The sequence below is a fragment of the Dehalobacterium formicoaceticum genome (assembly GCF_002224645.1).
GTDB lineage: Bacteria > Bacillota > Dehalobacteriia > Dehalobacteriales > Dehalobacteriaceae > Dehalobacterium > Dehalobacterium formicoaceticum.
On the sequence record NZ_CP022121.1, the window covers coordinates 2,388,868 to 2,408,967 of the forward strand.

At 43.3% G+C, this 20,100-nt stretch carries 19 protein-coding genes; 7 read left to right on the forward strand and 12 right to left on the reverse strand.

Translation table 11 applies throughout. The features are described from left to right. The first annotated feature begins 36 nt into the window (after window positions 1–36). From CEQ75_RS11570 to CEQ75_RS11585, 4 genes are all read left to right on the forward strand, one after another. A complete protein-coding gene (locus CEQ75_RS11570) occupies window positions 37–597 on the forward strand; it encodes a pyridoxamine 5'-phosphate oxidase family protein (protein ID WP_089610796.1) in 561 nt (186 codons plus the stop codon). A gap of 244 nt (window positions 598–841) precedes the next feature. Further along, window positions 842–1,420, forward strand: coding sequence for an RNA polymerase sigma factor (locus CEQ75_RS11575; RefSeq protein WP_089610797.1), 579 nt, complete (start codon window positions 842–844; stop codon window positions 1,418–1,420). Then, complete coding sequence (locus CEQ75_RS11580) at window positions 1,407–2,213, forward strand: hypothetical protein (RefSeq protein WP_089610799.1); 807 nt, start codon at window positions 1,407–1,409, stop codon at window positions 2,211–2,213. Before CEQ75_RS11575 ends, CEQ75_RS11580 begins: the two co-directional genes overlap by 14 nt. 139 nt (window positions 2,214–2,352) lie before the next feature. Continuing rightward, the gene (locus CEQ75_RS11585; protein WP_089610801.1) at window positions 2,353–2,556 is read left to right on the forward strand and encodes a hypothetical protein; all 204 of its coding nucleotides are present in this window, start codon (window positions 2,353–2,355) and stop codon (window positions 2,554–2,556) included. Between the two features lie 280 nt (window positions 2,557–2,836). On the opposite strand, the gene CEQ75_RS11590 is transcribed toward CEQ75_RS11585, so the two are convergent. The 11 genes from CEQ75_RS11590 to CEQ75_RS11640 all read right to left on the reverse strand — a co-directional run bounded on the left by CEQ75_RS11590 (window position 2,837) and on the right by CEQ75_RS11640 (window position 12,398). Beyond that, on the reverse strand, window positions 2,837–4,054 hold the full coding sequence (locus tag CEQ75_RS11590; RefSeq protein ID WP_089610803.1) for an IS256 family transposase: 1,218 nt from the start codon (window positions 4,052–4,054) through the stop codon (window positions 2,837–2,839). A gap of 98 nt (window positions 4,055–4,152) precedes the next feature. Beyond that, a complete protein-coding gene (locus CEQ75_RS11595) occupies window positions 4,153–5,817 on the reverse strand; it encodes a recombinase family protein (RefSeq protein WP_089610806.1) in 1,665 nt (554 codons plus the stop codon). A gap of 436 nt (window positions 5,818–6,253) precedes the next feature. Continuing rightward, complete coding sequence (locus CEQ75_RS11600) at window positions 6,254–6,568, reverse strand: DUF6618 family protein (RefSeq protein ID WP_089610808.1); 315 nt, start codon at window positions 6,566–6,568, stop codon at window positions 6,254–6,256. An 18-nt stretch (window positions 6,569–6,586) separates the two neighbouring features. After that, window positions 6,587–7,366 (reverse strand): ExeA family protein, encoded by a 780-nt coding sequence (locus tag CEQ75_RS11605; protein ID WP_089610810.1) that lies wholly within the window; start codon window positions 7,364–7,366, stop codon window positions 6,587–6,589. Next, window positions 7,363–8,241: a DDE-type integrase/transposase/recombinase gene (locus CEQ75_RS11610; protein ID WP_276327735.1), complete on the reverse strand. Its 879-nt coding sequence runs from the start codon at window positions 8,239–8,241 to the stop codon at window positions 7,363–7,365. The genes CEQ75_RS11605 and CEQ75_RS11610 overlap by 4 nt, the downstream gene beginning before the upstream one ends. A 110-nt stretch (window positions 8,242–8,351) precedes the next feature. Beyond that, complete coding sequence (locus tag CEQ75_RS18420; protein WP_157677437.1) at window positions 8,352–8,579, reverse strand: hypothetical protein; 228 nt, start codon at window positions 8,577–8,579, stop codon at window positions 8,352–8,354. Between the two features lie 405 nt (window positions 8,580–8,984). Continuing rightward, a complete protein-coding gene (locus tag CEQ75_RS11620) occupies window positions 8,985–9,551 on the reverse strand; it encodes a hypothetical protein (protein WP_157677438.1) in 567 nt (188 codons plus the stop codon). Window positions 9,552–9,660: 109 nt separating this feature from the next. Beyond that, entirely contained in the window at window positions 9,661–10,041 is a 381-nt protein-coding gene (locus CEQ75_RS11625; RefSeq protein ID WP_089610817.1) for a hypothetical protein, read from the reverse strand. A 27-nt stretch (window positions 10,042–10,068) separates the two neighbouring features. Beyond that, a complete protein-coding gene (locus CEQ75_RS11630) occupies window positions 10,069–10,539 on the reverse strand; it encodes a ribbon-helix-helix domain-containing protein (protein WP_242965143.1) in 471 nt (156 codons plus the stop codon). Next, the gene (locus tag CEQ75_RS11635; RefSeq protein ID WP_089610819.1) at window positions 10,517–10,942 is read right to left on the reverse strand and encodes a hypothetical protein; all 426 of its coding nucleotides are present in this window, start codon (window positions 10,940–10,942) and stop codon (window positions 10,517–10,519) included. The genes CEQ75_RS11630 and CEQ75_RS11635 overlap by 23 nt, the downstream gene beginning before the upstream one ends. 559 nt (window positions 10,943–11,501) lie before the next feature. Beyond that, window positions 11,502–12,398, reverse strand: coding sequence for an AAA family ATPase (locus tag CEQ75_RS11640; protein ID WP_089610821.1), 897 nt, complete (start codon window positions 12,396–12,398; stop codon window positions 11,502–11,504). A gap of 115 nt (window positions 12,399–12,513) precedes the next feature. Here CEQ75_RS11640 and CEQ75_RS19005 point away from each other — a divergent pair, with 115 nt between their 5' ends. Continuing rightward, the gene (locus CEQ75_RS19005; protein WP_242965144.1) at window positions 12,514–13,632 is read left to right on the forward strand and encodes a DUF6076 domain-containing protein; all 1,119 of its coding nucleotides are present in this window, start codon (window positions 12,514–12,516) and stop codon (window positions 13,630–13,632) included. Window positions 13,633–13,767: 135 nt separating this feature from the next. Here the strand turns inward: CEQ75_RS19005 and CEQ75_RS11650 are convergent, their stop codons facing one another. Continuing rightward, window positions 13,768–14,499 (reverse strand): DUF6550 family protein, encoded by a 732-nt coding sequence (locus CEQ75_RS11650; RefSeq protein WP_089610823.1) that lies wholly within the window; start codon window positions 14,497–14,499, stop codon window positions 13,768–13,770. Between the two features lie 133 nt (window positions 14,500–14,632). Here CEQ75_RS11650 and CEQ75_RS11655 point away from each other — a divergent pair, with 133 nt between their 5' ends. After that, window positions 14,633–14,830, forward strand: coding sequence for a helix-turn-helix domain-containing protein (locus CEQ75_RS11655; protein ID WP_242965146.1), 198 nt, complete (start codon window positions 14,633–14,635; stop codon window positions 14,828–14,830). Window positions 14,831–14,921: 91 nt separating this feature from the next. Then, on the forward strand, window positions 14,922–19,976 hold the full coding sequence (locus CEQ75_RS11660; RefSeq protein WP_089610825.1) for a DUF4011 domain-containing protein: 5,055 nt from the start codon (window positions 14,922–14,924) through the stop codon (window positions 19,974–19,976). The last annotated feature ends 124 nt before the right edge of the window (window positions 19,977–20,100 follow it).

Sequence of the window (20,100 nt, forward strand, 5' to 3'; positions counted from 1 at the left end):
TGCTGATGGAATTAATAAATAATGTGAGGTTATTCGATGAGAAGAAAAGATAGAGAAATGGGCAGAGAATTTGGCTTGTCGATCATTGACAAAGCCCGTTTTGGTGTGGTTTCCATGATTGATGAGTCGGAACAGGCCTATGGGCTGCCCCTTTCCATCGTGCGCGAAGGGGATTATCTATACCTTCATTCAGCTAAAGAGGGAAAAAAGGTGGATATCTTCAATTCATCTCCAGTGGTAAACGTAACATTTGTAGGGGATGTCGCTGTTCCGGATAACTTTTCCGAGGAGGAACTGGACGAGATGGTCAAAGACGAGAATAAAACAGCGTTCTTGATCAGTAGTGTATTTACCACCCAGTATGAATCTGCAATCGTCAAGGGCAGAGTACAGCCAGTGGATGATGAAGAGGAGCGGGTAAAGGCGTTGAGGCTGATCTGTGAAAAATATACCCCGGACAAGATGAAGTACTTTCCCTATGCCATAAAGGCAGGTATGGACCGCGTTAATGTTTATCGGATAGACATTAGGGAACTTACTGCCAAAAGGAAGAAGTATGATTCAGAAGGTAAAGAAATGAAATGGGGTAGGATGTAGCTAAGGCAGTTTTTAAAATCGTAAAGGAGGGGAATATGGATTACTTTCATCCTCAAAAAGACTGAACTTTCACCATCAGTAACATGCCATGCCCGGCATACTAGAAAAAAAGCGGTTGCCTATTTTGAATGGGCAACCGCTTTTTTCCGTTTTTCTTATTTAAAAATATTTTTAATAAAAATGAACCGAATTAACTAATTTAATCTCTATATAAGTAGACGCGTCTAATGAAGGAGGGGCTGTTTTGCAAGAAGCAGAGATGATAGAAAAGATTCAGAAGGGAGATATACAAGCCTTTGAGCAGTTATTTGAACGATATAAATTAAAAGCCTTGAAAACAGTTTACTTAATGACAAGAGATAAGGTGGTAAGTGAAGATGTTGTGCAGGAGGCTTTTGTAAAGTGTTATAGCTCTATAAAAAGTCTTAGACATCCAGAATACTTCAAAACATGGTTCTTTAGGTTATTAACCAGAACAACCTGGCAATACATGAAGAAAGAAAAAAAGATATTACCAGCTGAAGGCATTGTAGAAATGGTAGAGGAGAAATGCGCCAAATCCTATGCGGAAAAACTTGAACAAGAAGCAACGACAAATATACTTTATGAAGAAATATCAAAATTAGATCTCAAGTTGCAGACGACACTAATTCTTTATTACTATGATGACTTTTCAGTTAAAGAAATCGCAAAAATAATGGGATGTTTTGAAGGAACTGTTAAATCCAGACTCTATGCGGGAAGAAACAAACTGAAAAACAGCTTAGTTGCACAACATAACCATAATATTTCAAGGGAGGTTTTGCAGTATGAAAATAAATGAATATAAGGATGAGGAAATTAGATTAAACTTAATTCAAAAAGCTGCAGAAGCAGAGCCATCTGCTGAAATGTTTAGCAGAATCAAAAAAAATATTACTGAAACGGGGTATGAAGAAAAAATGAGAGGTAAGATATTTGGTTTTAAAAGAGGTAAGATGTCAGTAGCAGTGTTAACATGCTGTGTATTATTACTTGTTTCAACAGCGGTAATTGGAACAAACTTAGCAACAAGCTGGAAAGGACATAGTACAAATTCTCAGTATATGACCTTCCCTAGCGTGGACAGAGTTATAAAGGATGTAGGATTTGCTCCTAAATATACAGAAATGTTGCCGGGAGGGTTTAAATTTAGTCGCGGAGGCACTGGCGAGTCAGAACTTTCAGATGAAGCGGGAAATGTTTTAACCAAAACCAAAGACGTAAATTTTGCCTATACACGAGGGTCTGAGAAATCATCAATATCCTTGAATGTTTCTCAAATAAAAGAAGAATTTATAGATAATAGCTCCAGCAGCTTAGTGGATAACTATAATGGCATTAACCTGTATTATTATGAAAAAGATTATAAATTTGTGCCGCCAGCTTACGAGCTTACTGAGGAAGATAAAAAAGCTTATGAAGCAGGTGAACTGGAGATCTCATATGGATCGCCGGAAGTAAGCTATCAAAATATTAAGGGCCTAAGTTGGTACGAAGATGGGTTACAGTATATGATTATGGGCAGTGATTATAATTTTACTCTCAAGGAAATGGTTGAAATGTCAAAAGCTATCATTGATACTGACGCAAAATAGAAGCGTAAAACCGCAGGGACAATCCTGCGGTTTTTGTGATGAAACAACGCAGGAACTGCTTGGGTTACCAACCGTTTCTTTTGCCACCCTGCATAAGAATTATGGAGAAATGGGAGAATAACTGTGGAGGTGTAATGATATGACCACAGAAAAAAGTTTTATCCCTGATCCTCATGCTCATTTGCCCGAAGGCTTAAAAAACATGGTAATGAAATCTACTGAGGAAGATACGATTTACGGTCCTGACAATTTTCCTGTCTCAAGGGTGGATATGGAATCCAGCGAGGAGCTGATAGAGGAAGTGACAGAGGAACCGACAAAATTGAAAAGCAAGAAAAAATAAGTTGGGATGCTTAGGCGCATATCCATAGGGACAATTTATGGCAGTGTTTCATATTTCGTGTAATTGGCTATTCCCAACAAGGTTTAATACCTTGCAATAATGGGTAAAATTTTAGTACAGTCAGAAAGACAGGGCTCTGCCGGAGGGCAACCTGAGGGTCTGACTGGGGAACTCAAGCAATTGAAAAGGCGGTCTCAAATGGGGCTGCTTTTTCATTTTCTATTGCTTAGATTCCCAACCCGGAAAACTCCGGGGGTTCGGGGGCAGAGCCCCCGAGAAGTTATACACCTTTGCTGTCCGTCAGACGTTCCTCAAAGAAGATAGACATCTGCCCCATTATTATTCCCCAATCGCGAATTGGTAAACTCCATTTTCTCTCAATTTCCATAATGGACAAGTAGATTGATTTTTTTAGTGATTCATCGCCGGGAAAGGTGGTTTTGGTTTTTGTAAATTTCCGTAACATCCGATGAAATCCTTCTACTGAATTTGTCGTGTAAATTAGCCTTCTAACATTCTCTGGATACTTGAAATATACCGAAAGCTCGCTCCAGTTATCTCGCCATGACTTTGCTATCTGTGGGTATTTTTTACTCCATTTCTCCCCAAATTCTTCAAGATGATAAAGTGCGTCATCCTCACATGGAGCCTGATAGATCATTTTTAAATCCGCCATAATAGTTTTTAAATCTTTGTATGAAACATATTTTGTTGAGTTTCTGATTTGGTGGATGATGCAAAGCTGCTGCTCTGTTTTCGGGAAAACGCTGTTTATCGCTGTCGATAATCCGCTTAAATTGTCGTGGCATGCAATTAAAATGTCGTTTATGCCCCGATTTTTCATCTCATTGACTACAGTTGCCCAAAAGCTTGCACTTTCATTTTCGCTGATCCAAATACCTAATATCTCTTTTCTGCCTTCCATATTAATCCCTAATACTGTATAGGCACATTTGTTGATGATCTTGGCATCCTTTCTCACTTTGAAGACTATTCCGTCAAAGAAGACTACAGGATATATGCTCTCCAATGGTCTTGATTGCCACTCCATTAGCTGCGGCATGATTTTGTCTGTAATTCGACTGATCAGAGCCGGTGATGCATCTACTCCATAGATATCACGCAGGTGGTCTTCTATATCACGGGTAGACATTCCTTTTTGATACATGGCTATCACTTGGTGCTCTAAATTATTTGATTTTGTTTGATATTTCTCAATCAATTGCGGTTCAAATTCACCATTTCGATCTCGTGGAACTTTTATTTCCGTCTTTCCCATTTGCGTTTGTAACGTTTTTTTGTTGTAGCCATTCCGGCTATTTCCGCTCAGATCTCCTGCCGGGCTATGCTTATCATATCCCAAATGCTCATCCATTTCTGCTTCCAGCATCTCTTCAATTGTTCCGCTGAACAGGTTTTTCAGCATGGAATGGATGTCCTCCATGCTACTGCATTCCTGTGCCAATAGTTTTACTAATTCATTTGCTCTTTCGTTCATTGATAACATCTCCTTTATAGTTATTGTTACCAATTACACGAAATTTTAAGCGTTCTCCAATTTATGAACCGTGGGTATTGGTGGAGGCAGACAGCAGATTAAGCTGTCTGCCTTTGCCGTATTTCAGCCACTTTCTCGGCTTCTTCGGCAAAAGCTCCGACGACGCCGATGTCACGATAGTGAATTATGATTTCCTGTTCCGCCGTTCTGGAGTATCGTTCCGCTCTTTCACCTACCTCAATTTTCTCAATAAAAATGTTCAGCAGTTCACCGCTGAGTTCGGTTATCTCGGTGTACCGCCTTGCCTTATCGATAAATCGGGTGACGTTTGAGATGTAAGCCTGCAGTTCTTCGATGCGCACCGCACTCTTAGGAATTCGCTCCTTAAGGCTTTTTTGCTCTGTATTGTAATCCTCTGAGAGCATCCGGAACTGCTCGTTGGTTACCTTGCCAAGCACATTGTCCTCATATAAACGCTTGAACAATTTGCTCAGTTCGATATCCCTTCGGCGCATTAATTCTTGTTCCCTCTGCAGCCGCTCAATCTCACGTCGGGTTTCTGCGTTATTTTTTCGATTGATATACTGGATGAATAACGCCTCCTGCTGCCGTGCGAAGTGGGTCACTCTGAGCAGGTCATCCAGTACGATTGCCGCCAGATGGACTTCCCGAAGGTAGTGAGAACTGCATTTCTCTTTGCCGCGTTTTCGGTAGGTGGAGCACATGAAGTTGTTTTTCACGGCGGCAAGGGTGTGTGCCCGATGCAGGGTCATCTTCTCGCCGCAATCGAGGCAGCGTACCAAGCCAGAGAACATATCCTGTTCCTCCATGTTTGTCCTGTGCCTTTTGTGTTCACGGATGTCCTGCACGATGTCCCATATTTCCTTCGTTATCAGCGGCTCATGGGTGTTCTCAAACCGCAGATGCTCTGACTCGGGACGCTCGATCCGTTTCTTGTTTTTGTAGGACAGCGTCGTATATTGCAGATTAATGGTATGTCCGAGATAAACCTCGTTTTCCAGAATGTCAGCAATACAGGCGCTGCTCCAAGCATACGGTCTTGTGATATCCACGTTGGTCAGAATTTTGCCGGTCTTGATGTAGTAATAGTAACCAGGCGAGAACACCTGCTCTTTGTTAAGCTGCTTGGCAATCTGAGTCGGGCCTTTTCCCTCAACACAGAGGTTGAATATCCTCTGGACAATCGGCGCCACATCCTCGTCGGGGACGATTTTGCTCTTGGGGTTAGCCTCATCCTTCTTGTAGCCATAAGGCGCTCTTGTGCCTACACGCTCGCCTCGCTCTGCCTTGGACTTCACAACAGCACGGATTTTCCGGCTGGTATCCTTGGCATAGAAATCATTGAACAGGTTTACGAATGGGGTGAAGTCGTTGTCGCCATAAAGACTGTCTACGTTGTTGTTGATGGCGATGAAACGGACTCCGTAGCTTGGAAATATCATCTCTGTGTACTGGCCGACCAGCAGGTAATCTCTGCCGAGACGGGACATATCCTTGACGATAATCGTAGCCACTTGGTCGCTTTCCACCAGCTTCATCAGGTCTTTCCAAGCGGGGCGGTTGAAGTTTGTTCCGCTGTAGCCATCGTCAGAAAGGAAGAGAATGTTCTCAAAGCCGTTGTCGGCAGCGTATTTCTCCAGCATTAGTCTTTGATTCTGAATGCTGTTGGATTCGCCATCGCGCTCGTCCTCCTGGCTCAGTCTGCCGTAGAGTATTGTGTACTTTTGGTTTGCCTGTGTCATAATAACCTCCTTTTCGTTTGGCAAACCGATACGGAATGCTGGGAATGCGGATTTCTCCGCAATCCCAAGCATACCGAAGAGTTTGCCGGAAGTCTACTGAATTTCGAAAGAAAAACGCTCATATTTCAAGCTCCTTGTCGATTAAAGAGAGGAGCTTGTCCGTGGTGTTGACTCCAATCTAAAATGGCGGATAATTCCATGATAAGTGACGGATATATAGTTTTTGACGTATAAATACGGAAAAAGATCGTGGGGGGGAATTAACGCTTTAAAGGCCCAGAGTAATATAAAAAGGCAGATGGGCTTTCCCCACCCGGTAAGGGTGGGAGGAATTACTCCAGGCCTCCCACAGAGCGCTCAGGTTGTCATCCCCAAGACATTGCCCTACCCTCTCCGTGAGAGGAAAACCCATCTGCTTTAAAAATATAGAAAGAAATTAAAATGATAAAATACCGGATAAATACCTAAGGGCCGAGGCTACGGTAGCAGCATCAATAACATTTTCCATAGCGAACGTTAACTTTTCTTGATTGTAAAAGATGTCCTCTAAGGAACCTAAGTGGCATCCGGCCTGGAAATCAGGGATGCAGGCAAAGAATCCGGAACACGTTTGGCCAATAAGGATACGAATGCTGGAACGACTTTGGATGGAAATTTCATAATGGCTGCCATAAGAGTAGATGTCAGCAATACGTCCCGTCCAATTTTCTTTTTTACCATTTTCCCAACAACAGGAACATGAAAAATTCATTAAAATCCACTCCCTCCATTAATACTGGAACTCAGAAAGAACCCGTTCTAATACTTGGTGATCTGCCAATTCCAGTTGATTGGAATCCATATCAATGAGACAGTGTCGACAAATCTGATTAATGACCCTGGGAATCCCGGAAGTAAACTGATGGATACGGTTAACAACATCCTCAGGAAATAGCATCTTAAGTTGAGAAAGATTGAGATGATGCGAAATATATTCGTATGTTTGTTTCTCATCCAAAGGTGAGAGACGGTAGTGAGCGGTAATACACTGGGAAACTGCCTCAAAGGAACGAAGTTTTAAAGTATCCCTTAATTCAGGGTGGCCCACGAGGATAAGGGACAGTAAACTTTTGGCATCAATTTCAAAGTTTAGTAGGTAACGTATCTCCTTAATAGTCTGGATAGGTAAATCTTGAGCGTTATCAATAACGATGATGGGTAGGCGGTCATGAGTATCATATAAATTGACTACGGCATCACGAAACTGTTTTTTCATCCGATCCAGATAGGTTGATGGCTGTACAGATAAATAATAAGGAATTTTGCTATACAGATTTTTTGGTTTTAAATCTGCATCATTGATATAGCAAAAAAGAAACCGTGATTTATCCAGGGAAGCATCAAGAGTGCGTAAAATTGAGGATTTTCCCATACCTGGGGACCCGGTCATAACACCAAAACCTTTCGATGCTATTATGTATTTAAGACGGGCAAGAGCTTCCCTGTGCTGTGGGAGAGAAAGTAAACTTTCCGTGGGGATTTCCCGTAAAAAAGAAAGTTGAGCCATCATTTTAAATCACCTTCCAACCCGGAAAAAGAAAGGGCTTGCTTCTTAGTTAGTTTAGTTTCGGCCAGCTGTTCCAGAAAATTCAATCCAGTAACAGGAGGTGTAGAAGAAAGCTTTTTTTGAAACCCTTTCTTGCTATGACGGTGAATTTTAGCAGGTACGGCATCCTTAAACTGTCGGCCATCATAGAAAACCCTAATTCCGCATGAAAGGTCATAGGGATCGTAACGGAGGGTAACTTTTTTACCACAAAGAAAAGGTTCCACTTCATATTGATTTGTATCCACTGAGATAATACCTGTAAGAGAGACTGTCCTTTCGTCTTTCCAAAGAAAGGCTTCTCGAAGGGTATCGACAGGTGGATGCTTCAATTGATAGGAATTTCCTTCCCAACGTGACATGGGCGCTTGTTTGGTAGCAGAATGAAACTTGCGATTGTAAAACTTGTTCAGCCAAAGAGAAAAAAGATTGTTTAAATCATTAAGAGTAGAGATTTTTCCCTGCTTAACAAGGAGTTCTACCTCGGATTTAAAAGATCTCTCAACAAGTTGGAAGAACTTTTCAACCTTGCCGCGACCTTGGGGCCTGTAAGGACGGCTATGATGTAATTGAATGCCTAAAGACGCGCAAATATTTTGCAGATGATGAGATGAATAAACGGCACCATTGTCGCAATAAATACTAAGGGGAACACCATAAAGGGAAACCCATTTCATTAGGGAATCTTCCAACGCAGGGAGTTTTTCTTTCCAATAAAATTGGCCAAACACCAGGCGGGAGTAATCATCCAGCCAAGCAAAAAGATAGACCTGACGTTCCTGTCCTGGGCGGGAGGGATCAGGAAGTTTCATGGTATGATGAACATCTCCCTGAAGGATTTCTCCCCGGAACTGTGCACCAAATTTAGTGTATTGGCCATTTTTAGTGGGTAAAAGAAAGGGACGGGTAAGCCGTTCCTGACTAAAAAAATCATAAACCGTACTAGGTTTTAAAACACCATTAGGAACTTTCCCGGCCTGTTCCGGAGAGTAATAATCGTATTAATACTACGCTGCATATTTTCCCGTTTTAATTCAGCTGCAGCTTCTAGATATTCGGAGGGGATTTTACGGGAACGGCCGCGCATATTAGGCTTTAGTGCTTCGTAGCCCCCTTGTTCGTAGAGTTGGAGATAACGTTCCAAGGTACGAAGACCAACCTTTTTTCCCTCGGGCAAAAGGTTAGGATATCTACCTTCCGCAATAGACCGAAGGATGGCATATCGTTCTCCACGACCCATATTTTCAGCAGGGTGTTTGACAATAGGCGCAATGAGATCATATCTTTGCTGGGCGATTTTTCACGTTCAATCTCTTTCAAAAAAACACATCCTTTCCTGGTATTAGAATGAATAATATTCGAAAGGATGATAAAGGAAAAGATAGAATTCTGTTATTAATCATAAAGTACCGGAAATATCTGGGGAAAAAATCCATAAAATCAACAAAACTAATCTTCGGAGATCCGCCCCAAAGGCGGAAATCTATCAGTGAGAGGGCAACATGCGGATAACTACGGTTGATTGACGGAAATAAGAAAAATGAAGGCGGAAAAAAGAGGACCAAGCTTAAAAAAGAATGGCTTACATAGCATTGACATAAAAAATATAGCTTAAAGGACTAAAAAAGGATAAGTGGCTTTGGTTAGCCTCCAAATGAGAGGCTTTTTCCAATAACGTTTTAAAAGGATGTGAACTCATCGAAACAGTTGCCGGGTGGTAATCAGGAATATTGCGGATCAGAAAAATCTCTACTGATTGTTTGGAATTCTCTAAAATAGCACCGAATTTATGAATCCACCTACGGACAGTCCAAGGGGAAGGGGCTGGTTCTTCAGATAATTTTTCTATAGGTAGGCCGTCTACCAGGCGACCATAAAGAACATCCTCCAACACGGTATTAATATGCCGTTCATAACGGGAAATGAAAAAAGGCAATAAGGAATATGTCTTTCTGGTCTCGGGGCAATAAAACCGATAGACCACAACAATAATAACGGATTTATCGTAAAGGCGCAGTTTGCGCTCATAGTGGCCACAACGCCAGCACTTCTTGCCGTACAAAAAATGCCATGGGGGGATTTCCTGCGGCCCATAGATCCTTTTAGTTTGTTTCTTGAATAAGGGCTTGATCAGTGTTAAAATTGTCATGCGAAGTGTAATTTGGAAGCTGATCTATATATTTATTCAGCTTCCCCTTTTTTACCCATTTTACATGGAATATCTGCCTAATAAAGGAAAAATTTCCCGCCAAGTTAGATTAGCGGAAACACGTGGGTGTTTTGGTTGCTGTTTTCGGGAAAACCGAGCGCACGGCAAACTTCTTGCCGCCCACAATCATATGGCGGTCGAGACAGATACTGTCTGGCTGCTCGATTAATTCCGTATCCTCAAATAGAGGTAGCAGCTTATTTTCGAGTTCCGTATCAATAATACCGGCTGTTTCATAGCCGCCGTCAATGCCCGTTTTTAAGTAATGCTTATACTCATCCTCGACCTTTCTTCGCCATACCCGTGCCTTTTTGCCGCCATATTCCTTTGCGATTAAATCGAACTCCGACGTGTACGGATGACCTTTAGGGACAAGGATTATCCTTTCTCCGAACACATAGGCGTCGAAACATTCCTGCTGTGGTTTCATAAATTAATGCCTGCCGTGGCTGGTGCTTTAATAATTTTCATCATCGTCATCAACGGTGTGCTCCAAAAAACGAATATCCATATTGTGCTTGACGGCTTCGCTTAACGGAACATAGCCTCTGCTGCTGTTGACCAGATGCACGGCTTTTCCTCGCAGCTTCTGCATATCGAGGTAAGGAACCTCCATCGCCGATGCCAGAAACAGATTCACCTGCGCCATTTCAACCGCGATTTTATATGACAGCTTTGACAAATGTTCCTCCAGATTCCGTATTTCGCTGTGCTGTATTTTTGAGTACACCTCGGCGATTTCTCCGCCAAACTGCCTCAGAATGTCACGGCTTACATACTCCCGAATGGCGGCGTTTATGAATTCAGAGCGGTTATCAAAGCCGAAGCGCTTGTGGTTCTCGTCAGCCAAGCGGAGTGTTTCCGCCGGCAGCGACACAGTGATTTTCTCAATTTCTCTGCTTATATCAACACTCGTTTCTGTATTCATTCGGATGCTGATAGGCGTAGATGCCGTCGAAGCGGATGTTGCCGATGGTGTTCTTTACATCCTTCACGCACTTCTTTCTGAGCGCTTCCATACCATCACCTTTGAATCTGAGCTGGGAAGCGAAGAGGTGAGCCGCCATCGACTGCTCCACGCACATCCGAAAAAGCTGACGGCATACCCGTGCTTCGAGCTTACCAAGCTGATTTTCAAGGAACGCCAGCGTTGTCTTGTTGATGTATTCCTGGCTCGATTCCGTTTGCAGAAAGCCGAGATAAAACTCCACGGCCTTGCAGACAAACTCGCTCCTGCTTGATATTTCATGCAGCGGATAGGCTGCGTCAACCTGCTTCACCATGTCGGGATACATCCAGATTGGTACTTTTTCTTTTTTGTTCTCTTTCATAATGACCTCCGTTTCTTTTTAAAATTCCGTATGGGACTTCCGCAATAGTGCCTAACAACGGCGTTTTCTCGGCTTACGGACGTTTCATACGTCGCCTAATTCATTTTCAGGTGCACCTTTGACCCCTTGGCGAAAGTCCTTGAAACGACCCGCGTTGCGGGGCGATGTAAGAGGTGCAGGGGCGGCCTGCAGCCCCGCGCTTTAACCTGCTATGGAAATCGGCCCGTGATTCACCTACATTCGGGATCTTTTATGTTGCTACCGATTACTGTTTCTGTCCGCTGTCAGAATTCTTAGCTGTTGCAATCCTTGACCAGAAAAATGAGCCACGGTGGTTTATTTCTTCTCCGGTATGACGCCAGTGACCGCGAAAGTGAGCCACGCCGGATCACTTTTTCGCCTTCGTGGAGGAGATTCTATAAAAGTGAGCCAACTCGGTTCATTCGGGAAGGATGCAAGGGTGCAAAGTGTATAAAACATTGCACCCTTACAACCTTGAATCAGAAATCCGCCAATTCCAACGGTTTCCGACCTTCTCCGTAACGACGCCGACATTCTTCTATGCAATGTTGACCGTACGCTCCGAGATACCAAGCTCCGCCGCTCTGCGAAATACTTCCTCCGCCGGAACTGATTTTATAAGCATCTTCCTGAGCTCGTCCTCAATCTGCGCCGTCTTAGTCTGAACCGAACCTGTGCCGGAGAGAACGTCATCCACAGAGACATCACAATAACCAATCCACTGAAAGCCGTTCTCGGCGTCAAGCGAGAATGCGATGAACTCACCCTCCGGCGCAAGGCTGCTTTTGTCGTGAGCGACGATACGGACGGCAGGATCGCTTTTCAGCCTGCCTACCAAAAGCACACTTCTCGCCGCCGCACGGAAGTCGATAGAGCCGAGTCCACGGTATGAGGATTTCAATCCCTGCGCCTTGTTCATATGACCGATGAGTATAATGGCGCAGCCGGTACGGTCGGCCATAGCACAAAGCCGTTTGAATATGGGACGCACTTCATTAGCGCGGTGCATATCCACGTTGTCGCCGAGATAGGCCTGCAGCGGGTCAAGCACAATCAGCCTTGCGCCGGTTTCCTGCACCGACTGCTCCAGCCGTTCATCACAAAGATTCAATTCCTTGTCCGATTCATCAATCACCAGCACACGGGAACAGTCAGCGCCTGATGCTTCGAGTCTTGGCTTGATGGTATCCGCCAGACCGTCCTCGGCGGATTGGTAGATGACGCTGATGGGTTCCGCAGCTTCAGTTTCCTCCGGCAGAGGTTTGCCTGTTGTTAAAAGAGCAATCATCGCCAAAACAAAAGATGTTTTGCCTTCGCCTGGGTCGCCCTGTATAATCGTAACCTTGCCATAGGGGATGAACGGATACCACAGCCAGCGCACCTGCTCGGTTTCAATGTCGCTCATGCGTATGATTCTGTTTTTCTTTTTCTGCATTTTCTCACCTCCCTTCTTCTGCGCTTCCATTTTCGCAGAAGCTGTGTTAGACTGATACAGAGAATACAAAAAATTTATTTTTGTAAAAATAGATTATTTGCAAAGGAGGACAGACATGTATCCGTACTGCAAGGTTTTTATAGACAGCGATATGTGCATAGACGCAATCATGTACACCGATGAGAAGCGTCACAGCTTCAAGCGGTTCACGCATATTGGAGAAGGTCTTGTCAGCTTTTGCGAACTGGACATCAACCCGCTGGTTGAAAAAGTGAAGGAGCTTGACTCCATACCTTTGACGAATGAAAACTACGACGCCATACGCAATGGCGTTTTTGACGCTATCGAATATTTCAGGGACAAGCATGAGTACGCATATTTCTTTATGGTCGGCGCGCTGAATAACATTCTGCTTACTCAGGTCGTAGTCAAAGATGAGGATGCGATGTATAACACGGTTTTTAACGGCAGCGAAGAAGAGGATAACCAGCTGCTGTCACATCTTCGGGAGTGCATCCTGTATCTCGATTCCCTCGTCGGGCTTTATGATATATTTTCATTTGCGTTGAGCCTCTGCCTTGATAAAGACAATCATACCGACAGGCCGGTTGCGGAGCGTGTCAACGCTTTCTATTTCAAATATCCCGATTTGGGCAGCTTCACCATCTCGACCGGTTTTGCTGTTATACCAATAAGAAAGGGCTTCTTGGATTTCAAGAGGACAAAGGAAATTAACGATACCGGTATCACGGGTACGAGAGAACTGCTGGCGGCGGTGAACACAGACAGCTCCAGAGTGAATGTCCTGCCGTACTACCATGTGCAGTCATTAGACGAGATGCTGTTTCTGGAATTTGTTGAGATGCTCAAGCAAGGGATTCCAGTCAAGAGGTGCGCTCTATGCGACAGATATTTTGTGCTCATAGATAAACGCAAGCGGCAGTTCTGTGACAGAGAATATGAAAACGGCAAGACCTGTCAGGACATTGGCCCGCTGCTCCGTTATGAACAGAGCCTTGAGGCTGACGAGTGTCTGCAGAGATTTGAAACCGAGTATAACAAAGTCTATTCCCGCTTTTACCGTGCCGACGGAAAGACGGACGCCGAATTTGCTGGCAAGGATATGACACGTGATGAATTTCGCACATGGTCAAAGGCGGCATCCAAAGCGAAGGCCGATTACCAGCGGAAGCTGATAACCGGCGATGAGATGTTGAGGATTGTCAAGGCATAGTGCGCTCACAGCGCACTATATACCTCGAAGCTGAACACTCGGAAATGTAACTTATAGCTTCATATTCCTGCGTTTTTGAACAGAAAGAGGAAGCGTACTCGGTCTGGCGGGCTGAGTACGCTTCCTTTGAATTTCTTACGGAGTATATGGCTCTCCGTTTGGCTTATATGCTAGTGGGGTACTGTCCTTTGTTACCGGCGGCTGAAGCTCTACATATATGACGTCGCCGGTCGGCTCCGGCTGCTCTGACGGCGGCGGAGTTGTTTCGCGAGGTGCAGAATCATCACCACCCATGATGCCGATTTTTACGCCCGACTCATACATATCCTTAGCGACGTTTCCGCCGCCCATGATGCCGACCATTTTGTTGATGTCGCCTTTGTCGTCAACGGTCGTTCCACCTCCCATAATGCCTACCTTGTGGCCGGTAAGCTGGTCGCCGGAATTACCGACCATTGTTCCACAGCTACCACCGCCCTCATCTTTAATCCAGCCAAAGCCGAGGAAATAGATTTGCTTCTCACCATCTACGACACGAACATCTCCATTATGCGGCTCGGAGGACGATACGGCTGGCTTTGCCTGTTGCGCTGTATGCGCTGGTGCGGGCTCTTTTGTTTCTTTTTCTGCTATTATCTCCGTTTCGGGAAAGTTGCTTTCTGTGATAACCTCCGTTACAGGGGTAGGTACATCTGCAGAGATAAAAATATGCGGCGTTTCCTCTGACCGAGCCTCAATTTCGGCGTTTGTGGCATTTATTAACGGCTCGGCGGGTAATTCCTCCACCTCGGCGCTTCGTAGCCACACGGCGGCACACAGCGCGATACAGGCGATAGTTGCGAATACAGCGATTATATGCTTTTTCATAAGGCCATCTCCCTTCAAGCGACAACACTACCACAGCTTTTCGAAGATAGCTACTGAATTATGCGAAAAGTATCCTTTGAAATTGAAAAAAGTTATAACACATGCTATAATTGTCGGTAAGAGGTGAAAATAAGTGGATTTTCCCGCAAAAGTCAAAATGATACGCACAAAACTGAATATGAGCCAAGAAGATTTGGCCCGCGCCTTGAATGTAAGTTTCGCCACAATCAATCGCTGGGAGAACGGCAAGACTCATCCCAACAAATTGACGATGCAGGTGTTTATATCTTTTTGTGAGCAGAACGGTATTTCCGTAAAGAAATTATTTTAGAGATAGACGGCTATAGCAATCGCTTATAATAATCGACAAGCTCAACCAAATCATGGTCGATGCTATGAATTAAAATATCGGAGGTTTATATATGCCCAAGATTGATGTGGATGCTAAAATCGAAACATGGAAAAACAAGTTGCTTGACTTGGGTAAGCGTAATCGTCTGTTGAATTATCGAGAAACAAAGCGCTCAAGTCTGAAAATACATACTCCCCAGTGCTTCGATCTGTATAATTCCTTTGTCCAGAATGAGCAGCCTCTTATTTTCCCAAATATCGAAGAGGCTCAGCTTACTTTTCCAAACATCATAAACGATAGTGATGTTGACGAAGAGGGAGACGACGAAAATTATTATCCGATAAAGACAAACCAAAGTCCCAAAGAGACTCAAAGGACACTGAAATCTCTAAGAGATAAGGCTAAGACCGCCCTTGAAGAGCAGGGTGTTAATATTTTGTACCTCTCGTTTGGATTTCTTAGGTGGTCTGAGTCTCAGGATTCAGATTATTGGTTTAATTCGCCGATTTTGCTTGTACCGGCATCGTTAAAAATCGAATCGATATCATCTCCGTATATTCTCAGTCTTCATGAAGATGAAATTGTGGTTAACCCAACTTTGGCATATAAACTCGAAAATGATTTTGGAATTATTCTCCCTAAGTACGGAGAAGGCGATGACCTTCGGGCAATCCTCTCCGAAATTTTACGCTTATGCAAGGCAAATAAATGGGAAGTTGCGGAAGAAGCAAGTTTGAGTCTGCTCTCGTTCTTAAAAATAAATATGTACAATGATTTGAGCAAACATAAAGAGGTAATTGCCTTAAACCCAATTGTGCGTACTGTAAGCGGAGACGCTTCAGCCTCTAACAAAATTCCTGATGACATTTCAGATTTTGATTATGATAAAAACCTTACACCTTCGGAAATGTTCCAGGTAGTTGATGCGGATTCGAGTCAACAAGACGCTATTCTTTGCGCCAAAAAGGGCATTAGTTTTGTATTACAGGGCCCTCCGGGAACCGGGAAAAGTCAAACCATTACAAATATTATCGCTGAATGCCTTGAAGATGGTAAAAAGGTTCTCTTTGTATCGGAAAAAATGGCTGCGCTTGAAGTCGTACATAGGAGGCTAACAAGTGCAGGTATAAATGATTTTTGTCTTATTCTTCACAGCTATAAAGCAAATAAACACGCCGTGCTTGACCAATTAGGGGAAACTCTTGCTTTGGCACAGAAAAAAGCCACTCTGAGTGATGAAGCTTATCAGAAACTTGATTTATTACAAGCCGATAAAGAAAGGCTAAATGAATACGCTTCACAGGTATTCGATGTTGTTCAGCCTCTCGGAAGATCCATTTATCAAGTAAACGGTGCCCTTGCTCACTTGGAATCGTATGACTATGTAATATTCCAGATTGAGAATATTGGAAAGGTTGATGCAAAACTCTTTAACCGTTTTATCTATCTCCTACAGCAGTTTACTTCCACGATTGGAAAGATGTCCGATGACTATAAAGCCAACCCGTGGTACGGAGCAACGGTACAGTCTGTATCTCATGAGCTTCGTTATGATGTTGGGCAAAAACTTGGTTCGCTTATACCTAAAGTTGAAGCGGCGCAAAAGGAATTAATCACCTTGTTTGATAGAATGTCGTTAGATTGGAACACATCCTATCAAGCTATTATGGACATTATTCCAGTTGTTAAGGTAGCTGGTCAAGCACCTATTGTTCCTGCTGCTTGGATTCTTGGAAGCACCATCGAACCGCTTTTTGAAGAGGTATCTGAGTGTGAAGCGCTTAAAAATAAGTTTTGGGAGAAGCATGGAGAATTGGGGGTACAATATTCAGTTATTGCTTCAAATGACGCAACTATCGAATTGTCGCCAATGAGTAGGCTGATAACAGCGGAAGCGATTGAAGATGAACTGAATCAATTGACGGAATCCATTACACATCACTTCCCCTATTCAAATATGAACGCAGATTTTGTTTCTGCCCAGGCTTTATTTAACGAAGCTCGCGTCAAGGCGAACCAATTAAACGAAATCATCGGACTAATATCTGCTTCGTTTGAGGAGACGGTTTTTGCTATTGATTACAACGGAATCCTGACACGCTACAAAACAGATTATACATCGTTTTTAAAGTTTTTTAATAAAAATTACAAGGCGGACAAAAAACTGATTCAGGCACAATTCAAGGAAATCGTGAAGAAAGTGTCTGACAAACAAGTCTTGGAACTCGTGACACATCTCCGTAAAGTCGAGGAGTTAAAACAGTGGTTTTCACAAAACCAAGGTGGTTTTGTTAAGCTCTTTGGCAATCTGATTACAGATGAGAAGTCTGACTTCCTAAAAACAGAAAATTATATATTGGCAAACTCTTCAATGTTAGGTAGCGTTCATTTGCTCAAACAGTTACTTGAAATAGCGAATAAATCGGAACAATCTGAAAACACCCTGATTGCCCATTATCAGTTCCTGTATAAAGGATTTGATACAGAATGGGAGCATATACGTAGTTCGTTAACTTGGGCGGCCACTTTCAGAAATTATGTCGGCCAGCTAAAACTAAATTCCCGTTTCGTTGAATCTGTATGCTCTGGAGAAATACCGTCAAGTAAATATACAAATATAATAAAGCAGTTGGAAATGCTCACGGAAAATCTCGATAGTGAGTTTCTCTGGTTTATTGGATTATTTGAAAATACTAACCCGTTCAAAGTTATCCCAATGGCAGAACTCCAAGACCGCTTAATAGCTTGCCAAAACGGGCTGGCATTGCTCGAAGAATGGATTGACTTCCGTACTGCAAGAGAAAACTGCAGAGCGGAGGGACTGGCTGACTATATAAGTAAAATTGAAGAACTACATATTGAGGCCTCTCAAATAATACCCGTGTTCCAGAAGCGTTTTTTCAGGCTCTGGCTTGATGCAGTATTACCAAATTATCCGGCTATTTTAAACTTCCGGCGCAAAATGCATGAAAATGCTATCGATGAGTTCGCACGACTGGATAAAATTCAGTTTGAAATAGCAAAAGCTCGAATCAGGAGCAAACTCATTAATGACTTGCCTTCTTTACAAAGGTTTACAAACGGTGTTGATGAGATTAGCATTTTGAAGCGGGAACTCGGCAAGCAACGTCGTATAATGCCTATTCGAAAACTTTTCCGAGAGATACCGAATTTATTATTGACCTTAAAGCCGTGTTTGATGATGTCCCCGCTTTCCGTAAGTCTGTTCCTCGAAGCAGAAACATATCAGTTTGATACCGTAATCTTTGACGAAGCGTCTCAGGTCTGTACCGAAAACGCAATCGGTGCTATTTCACGTGGGAAGCAGGTAATAATCGCCGGAGACAGTAAACAATTACCGCCAACAAACTTTTTCTCTGCATCAACTTCATCGGATAGTGATTTTGACACAGATGATGAAAACGAATTTGATGACACCGGTGCTTATGAATCTATTCTTGACGAGGCAGGACTTTTACCAGAACGTACGCTGCTTTGGCATTACAGGAGTAGGCACGAACATCTTATTGCTTTTTCAAACACAAAAATCTATAAAAACAACCTCATCACATTCCCTGCAAACATTGATAAAATGCCTGACAACGGTGTCGAGTATGTGTATGTTCGCGATGGATTCTATGACCGTGGCGGGAAAAAGGGAAATGTAATCGAAGCAAAAAAAGTAGCCGAAATGGTCTTCGAACACTTCCGAAAACACCCTAACCGCTCTTTGGGGATTATTGCTTTCGGTGAAGTTCAGCAAATGGCAATAGATACTGCTATTCGTGAAATGCGTTTGAGGAATCAAAGTTTTGAACATTTTTTTAAGGAAGATTCGGATGAGCCATTCTTTATAAAAAACCTTGAAAACGTTCAAGGTGACGAGCGGGATACAATTATTTTCAGCATTGGATACGCAAAAGACTCTGCCGGTGTTTTTCGCATGAATTTCGGGCCTCTAAGCAAATCAGGCGGCGAGCGCAGACTTAATGTTGCCATTACCCGTGCCAAGTATAATGTAAAGCTTGTCGGCTCAATTTTACCAACCGATATTGATGTCGAAAAAATAACATCAGATGGGCCTAAATTGCTTAGATCATATATCGATTTTGCCATTAATGGAGTAGAGTCACTTGCACGTGAGACTACTGAATTTGATGTAACCGAACACGACTCACCATTTGAAGAAGCAGTATACAATTTTCTTGACAGAAAAGGCTATAAAGTTGCAACACAGGTGGGTTGCTCTGGTTACCGTATTGATATGGCGGTAAACCATCCGAGCCTCAGCGGAATTTATGTTCTTGGTGTTGAATGTGACGGAGCCGCATACCATTCTGCAAGGACTGCACGGGAAAGGGATCGTTTGCGTCAAGAAGTTCTTGAAAATATGGGGTGGAATATCTATCGTATATGGTCAACCGACTGGATCAAAGACCCACGGACTGAAGGCGAGGCACTTATTGCCGCAATTAATGATGCAATCGCTAATTATGGTGATACTTCAAAATTTGAGTCTTCAGTTGATATGTCAGACGATGAGCCAGAAGCTGACGACTTTGTGTCTGTTGATAAAAAGGAAGTGAGTATTACCGAACAAGTAAATCCTTACGGCTTTGCAGAAGCGAAAACAACAAGCTTAAACACATTGCCACGCAACTCCAGCGGATATTTGGACATAGCTGATTGCATTATGGCATATGTGAATAACGAGTATCCTATGCATTATGAATTGCTCTGCCAAAGGCTTGCGCCGCTTTATGGCAATGAAAAAGCAACCGTAAAAGTTAGGCGAGAAGTCGATTACGGCATAAACCGGTTACGCAATAAAATTATCAAAAAAGGAGACTTCCTCTATCCTGCTGGATGGCAAAAAATCATAGTGCGAGTGCCTAATATGCGTAAAATCGGCCATATTGCAGTAGAGGAAATTGCAGAGGCTATGAATACTATTCTCCAAATCGCTGTTGGCAGTTCGCGAGAAGGACTTTGCATAGAAACAACACGAGTCTACGGCTGGCAGCGCATGACACAGGGTATTGGTGCCTCAATGTATGCAGCCTGTGATTTATTGATAAAACAGGGTAGAGCGCAAGAAATTGATGGGAAGATTGTGCCGAAATAGACCCCCAACTCTCGCGGTTGATTTGTAGCCGTTAAATCAGGTCAAGAATTGAGCAGAGTGGCGCTATGGTCTTGCGGGACAACGCCTACATTGCCATTTCCGTACCGATTTGGAGTATGGTTCA